We start from the raw sequence: 5,702 nt of genomic DNA, 5'->3' as shown, positions 1-5,702 counted from the left end.
TTCGTGCAGCAGACCCATACCCCTTTCGTATGCCATGTCATGCGGTTGCGCACACCCGGGCTGCTTTACCTTTTTTGTCAAGGTTTTACCAAGAGTCGTCCATCCGCTTGAAGGCGTCGCCAGTGGGCAATAACCACACATGATCGACGCAGCAGTGTCATGAGTTGCAAACCTCCGGTGACATCGTCGTGCAGGTCGGTTTGGTGCCGTGGTTGACTTGGCGTTTCACTGCACCGAGCGTTTTCGTGTTGCTCCGCTGCTTGAAACACAGGACCGCCATGCCGCTGATTGCGCTAAACGGTGCGGGGGTGGTGAGACACCGGGCCCGCCTTGAGTAGCTTCAGTTGCGGATTCGGCACGATAGTAATCGGTACTGTGTGAGGGGATCTCCGGGCGCGTTGCCGTCGAATGAACAGCGACGACGGCCATGGCCGGTCCCCAAATCGCGACTTCCGAGTGCGGACTCCAACCACCGGCGTCTCAGACAAGGAGACACCGAAAATCGACACAAGTATCATCCACTCCGGCGGGCTCGACTCTCGACTCCGCTTGAGCTGGGGCCGTCAATCACCTTAGGAGAATGAACGTGGCCGACCAAAGTCTGACAGACCATCAGCGGAGCGTGATCGAGAATGTCGAGGCTCTCGCGAAAGATCACGAAATCGCTCGCCTATCTTCCGAATGGACTGATCGAAGCGTTACGCATCGCTACTCGTACAATTTCGAGTGGCTCGGCCGGCCGATCATCCAATACCCGCAGGACATCGTCTGTCTACAGGAGTTGATTTGGAAGGTTAAGCCTAGTGTGATTGTCGAGACGGGGATCGCGCATGGGGGGTCATTGATCCTCAGCGCTTCCATGCTCGCACTGCTTGACATGTGTGACGCGATCACCAATGACAAACCTCTTGACGTGCGGGCTCCCAGCCGACGCGTAATCAGCGTCGATATCGACATACGGCCTCATAATCGTGCTGCGATAGAAGCCCACCCAATGTATCAATACATTACGATGATCGAAGGGTCCAGCGTTGACCCAGACATCATTCAACAGGTTCGCGGTCTGGCGCGCGGCGATGGCCCCGTGCTCGTTTGTCTCGACAGTAACCACACGCATGAGCACGTCCTTGCCGAATTGTCGGCCTACGCACCTCTTGTGACTCCGAATAGCTATTGCGTGGTATTCGATACCGTCATCGAGGACTTGGGCGCGGACAAATACCCCGACCGGCCGTGGGGCCCAGGCAACAACCCGAAGACGGCAGTCTGGGAATTTCTCAAGTCGCATTCCGAGTTCGAGATTGACCGCAAAATTCCGCAAAGATTACAACTGACCATGGCGCCGGACGGGTATCTCCGCAGGATCCGGTGACGTGCGGCTTCTTAGCAAGGCTGCGACAGCCCGGCAAGCTCTGTACAGAGCCGTGGGCAGCTGATCTAACAGCTTTGATACCCAGCGATAACAGATTAGTGACTTACTTGATACTGCGCAGCATTCAGTCGCCCCTCGGCATTGGGCGCATGTCGGCCTTGTACCGCTGATACAACGCGGTGAATACTCTCCCATAGGCCACGCGCCAGTTGAGTACCACGAGCCGAGACAATAGCGACACCCTGTCGGTCAGGGGGAAAGACTTAGCCAATTTGAGCGCATAGGCCGAGAAAGTGAAGAACGGCAGTACAGCTTCGATGCGGCGACCTCGGAGCGCACGGTATGCGTCCGCGCGGCTACTGGCTCCCGACACACCGAGTTCCAACCAGCCGCCATCGGTTCGATTTATGTTTCCCCGCGAGGCAAGGAACAGATCGATCGCCCAATCTGACGCCCAGAATGACTGACCGATGACATCACATTGGCGCAGGATTGCGGTCCGAACGACAGAGTAGAACACAGCGTGAGATTGCCAGCAGTGGTCCAGAAAGCCCGCAAAGCGTTCGCCCGGGGTACCGACAAGCGAGAAGGTGACATTGTCCGCTTCAGTCTGCCCCATGAACCTGTTTGGGCAGGTTGACGCTACATAGTCGCCATTTTCCTCCAGGAAGTTGATATTCAATTCCAAGAAATTGTCTGACCGCGTATCGTCTGCAGCAAGCCAATGAAAATATTCACCGACTGCTTTATCCAAAACGAACTTGAAATTGGCCGAAGCGCCAATATTGTTTTCCTGGCGAAAGTATTTTATGCGCGGATTAAGTGCAGCCATTTCTCGACAAATTTGAGCCGTATTATCCGTGGACGCATTGTCAGAGATGATCACCTCGTAGTCACTGAACGACTGAGAATTTATAGATCTGAGTGCCTGCTCGAGAGACCCCTCGCCATTGTAGACGGGAATGCCGATACTAATTCGAACTTGGCCATTCACGTCCGCATCCCCCTGCGCAAGAACCCGCGTGGCGCCACTGAGATCAGCAGCTTGCTGTCCACGGAGTCATCGATGTCGAACTCAGGATGGGTCTGAAGGTACTTCCAAACGACGGGTTTCGGGTTGTCGCCGCGACTCGAGGGACGACCCGGATGGGCACCGAGACTTCCTCGGCACATTCAGCGCCAACTTTTTCGTGCTCGTTCACGGGCGCTTTCCTATCTCAATTCGCACTTCGTACTCTTCTCCCTATCCCGAAACCAACATCCTCGAACGGCTCAGCATAACTTCGCCGCACAAACGCCTGCGCCGCCACGTGGATCACCAGAGCCAGGTTGTGCGATGCGCAATGACTCGACGAGTTTAACGGCTCTTCCGAAATGAGACTGCGTGGTTCGGAGGTTGACCACGGTGGTTGCGTGTCGCTGAGTTGAGGTGGGACCTCGGTGGTCGGTGGGTGACGATTCGGGTTTCTACACTCGACCACCGCACCACCGATGTCTGAGGCCAGTGCCTGCCCGCTCAACGTTGCTGCCGACACGATCATGCGCACGATCGAGTTTGGGGGTGCCGATCACTGGTGCGGCGATCGCCGAGGAGCTGACCTGGAACGACTGCCGCCCGGTCCAACGCAATCCCGTCTGTCCGACGTGCGGTGAGCCCGGCCAACTGCGTGATCATGAACGAGTCCTGACCGACCTGCAGGTGGTGGGCCATTGACCCGCTTGCGGGTGCGCCTACCCAGCTTCACCTGCGGCAACGACAGGTGCACGATGACGATCTTTCACCAGCGCACCGACGGGGGTTGGATTGCTCATCAGTTCAAGCGTGGCGTACGTTCGGACTGTTCTCTCCTTCGGTACTTTTGGTGGTGCGGGCGATCCCCAGGAGGGTTTATTGCGAGCACTTGTCTGCGGCATTTCAGGCCAAGATGGCGCTTATCTGGCGCGCCTGCTCCTCGACAAAGGTTACGAGGTAATCGGCACCTCGCGAGACGCTCAGATCGGTGGCTTCCCCAACCTGGTGCGGCTCGGAGTCCGGGATCATGTTCGCCTGGAATCCATGGCGGCCAATGACTTCCGCAGCGTGCTCAACGTACTGCGGGAAACCGAACCCCAAGAGATCTACAACCTAGCCGGCCAAAGCTCAGTCGGGCTATCGTTTGAACAGCCGGTGGAAACCCTGGACAGCATGGCCGTCGGCACGATCAACCTGCTCGAAGCGATACGTTTTCTGGATAAGCCCGTCCGCTTTTACAGCGCCGGCTCCAGTGAATGCTTCGGAGACACCGAAGGCCAACCGGCAAATGAGCAAACACCCTTTCGCCCCCGCAGTCCCTACGCCGTAGCGAAAAGCACAGCACACTGGCTGGTCGCCAACTACCGGGAGGCATACGGGTTGCACGCCAGCACCGGCATATTGTTCAACCATGAATCCCCGTTGCGCCCCGAGCGTTTCGTGACCAAAAAGATTGTGGCCGCTGCGGTCCGCATCGCCAAAGGCGAGCGCTCACGTTTGACGCTGGGCAACATTGCCATCAAACGAGACTGGGGATGGGCACCTGAATATGTCGACGCGATGTGGCGCATGTTGCAACAACCCAGCGGCTCAGACTTCGTGATCGCCACCGGACAAAGCCACACTCTCGAAGAATTCGCACAGACCGCCTTTAATCACCTTGGCCTTGACTGGCAAGAACATACCGATCTTTCCGAGGCGCTTAAGCGCCCTTCTGATCTCGCCGGAGGGCTTGGCGATGCGTCCCGAGCACGAGACGTTCTCGGCTGGTCGCCGACCTACCGAATGAACGATGTCGTCAAGGCGATGGTGGAGGCAGAGCTGTCCGGGACGGGGCGTCTATGAAAGTCGCATTTGATCACCACATCTTCTGTATGCAGCGATACGGGGGTATTTCGCGCTACTTCTTCGAGCTGGCGAGCCGGTTGCACGCCCACGAGGTGGCGGATGTATCCGTCATCGCCCCATTGCACATAAACGGCTACCTGGCAGCCGACTCGGCGTCCGAGTTTACGCGCGGTCGATACGTGCCCTCTAAGTTCAAGGGTGTACCGCTTCTCGTCGGCGTAGCCGACCGACTTATCGCACCACTTGCATGGCGTAGCGCCAGCCCCGACATCGTGCACGAAACCTACTTTTCCACCAAACCCTTTGGCAAGGCGCGGCGTCGGATCGTGACGGTCTACGACATGATTCACGAGTTATTCATGCCCGAAGCCAAATTAGCAATCGCCGCCAAGCGTGCCGCGGTCAATCGGGCCGACCACGTCATCTGCATTTCCGAGAACACGCGCCAGGATCTGGTGCGCCTCTACGATGTCGACCCCGCTCGCACCAGTGTTGTGCACCTCGGGCATTCGTTGACTGCAGAGGCCAACACCGCCGAGCCCTACAGCGACGGGCACCGACCCTACCTGTTGTATGTCGGCCATCGCGGAGGGTACAAGAACTTCAGCGCACTCCTGGAGGCCTTCGGAAGTTCCCCAATACTACGGGAATTCGACTTAATCGCCTTCGGCGGCTTTCCCGTGCAGCGACATGAGCAAGAAGAGATGGAGCGATTGGGGATCACCGCCCGAGTGCGGTTCGAGTCTGGATCCGATCGTGATCTGGCCGTACGCTACCAGGCCGCCTCCGCATTCGTCTTTCCATCGAAATACGAAGGCTTCGGAATTCCGCCGCTTGAGGCGATGAGTCACGGCTGCCCGGTGATATGCAGCAACTCGGGCGCAATTCGAGAAGTCGTCGAAAACGCCGGCGCCTACTTCGATCCAAATAGTGTCGAGGAGCTGCGGATCGTTCTGGAACGCGTTGTGACTACACCGGAGTTGCAGGAGACCTTACGAGCTCGCGGGTACGAGCGTATAGCGTCGTTTTCCTGGGACAGATGCGCGGCTGAAACCGCACGAATCTACGGCGAGATCGTCTGAGCGACCTCTCAACCAGCGCCGCGAACCCAACGTCCGTAACCGAGGCGCAGGTCCGGAGCTGCAGGTCTGAGGCAACGGCTTCGGGTTTGGTAAACACGCCCAATCCATCACAGAAGTTTGCCGCGTGAGGTGAGCGTGATCGCCAGCAAGTCACCGCAACGCCAATGCCGGGACTCGCCAGGCGTTTTCGACGCTTAGAGGCGCACATGACTCTTTGCCCAGTCCCCCACCAGACCGTCAACCGCGCGTAGTACCCGGCCCTCGAAAGGAACTCGGGTTCAACGCTGTCTATAATTGACCGCAGTGTCAGTAACCGCACGTCGTCGCACCCGAGGATCGCCCGGTAACGCGCAAACCCAAACAGGTCCGGGCCGCGTCGTGGCAGGGA

Annotated in this window: 6 protein-coding genes; 4 read left to right on the top strand and 2 right to left on the bottom strand. The window is 57.9% G+C overall.

The annotated features are described in order from the left end of the window. Positions 1 to 580: 580 nt before the first annotated feature. Positions 581 to 1,372: a cephalosporin hydroxylase family protein gene (locus DQP57_RS25985; protein ID WP_112635734.1), complete on the top strand. Its 792-nt coding sequence runs from the start codon at positions 581 to 583 to the stop codon at positions 1,370 to 1,372. A 124-nt stretch (positions 1,373 to 1,496) separates the two neighbouring features. On the opposite strand, the gene DQP57_RS25980 is transcribed toward DQP57_RS25985, so the two are convergent. Together DQP57_RS25980 and DQP57_RS27710 are read right to left on the bottom strand one after the other, a co-directional pair. Beyond that, complete coding sequence (locus tag DQP57_RS25980) at positions 1,497 to 2,366, bottom strand: glycosyltransferase family 2 protein (RefSeq protein ID WP_112635732.1); 870 nt, start codon at positions 2,364 to 2,366, stop codon at positions 1,497 to 1,499. Beyond that, positions 2,363 to 2,545, bottom strand: a complete 183-nt coding sequence (locus tag DQP57_RS27710) for a CmcI family methyltransferase (protein ID WP_112635730.1) — start codon at positions 2,543 to 2,545, stop codon at positions 2,363 to 2,365. The genes DQP57_RS25980 and DQP57_RS27710 overlap by 4 nt, the downstream gene beginning before the upstream one ends. Before the next feature lie 388 nt (positions 2,546 to 2,933). Between DQP57_RS27710 and DQP57_RS27045 the strand changes: the two genes are divergently transcribed. The 3 genes from DQP57_RS27045 to DQP57_RS25960 all read left to right on the top strand — a co-directional run bounded on the left by DQP57_RS27045 (position 2,934) and on the right by DQP57_RS25960 (position 5,314). Next, complete coding sequence (locus DQP57_RS27045) at positions 2,934 to 3,086, top strand: hypothetical protein (RefSeq protein ID WP_205869243.1); 153 nt, start codon at positions 2,934 to 2,936, stop codon at positions 3,084 to 3,086. Between the two features lie 108 nt (positions 3,087 to 3,194). Then, positions 3,195 to 4,229 carry a GDP-mannose 4,6-dehydratase gene (locus DQP57_RS25965; protein ID WP_112635728.1) on the top strand — a complete coding sequence of 345 codons (1,035 nt, stop codon included), beginning with the start codon at positions 3,195 to 3,197 and terminating at the stop codon, positions 4,227 to 4,229. Beyond that, a complete protein-coding gene (locus DQP57_RS25960; protein WP_112635726.1) occupies positions 4,226 to 5,314 on the top strand; it encodes a glycosyltransferase family 4 protein in 1,089 nt (362 codons plus the stop codon). Before DQP57_RS25965 ends, DQP57_RS25960 begins: the two co-directional genes overlap by 4 nt. Positions 5,315 to 5,702 lie beyond the last annotated feature (388 nt).

Origin of the sequence: Mycobacterium colombiense, assembly GCF_003284935.1 — a bacterium.
Taxonomy (GTDB): domain Bacteria; phylum Actinomycetota; class Actinomycetes; order Mycobacteriales; family Mycobacteriaceae; genus Mycobacterium; species Mycobacterium arosiense_A.
This window is presented reverse-complemented; position numbering and strand designations above follow the sequence as displayed.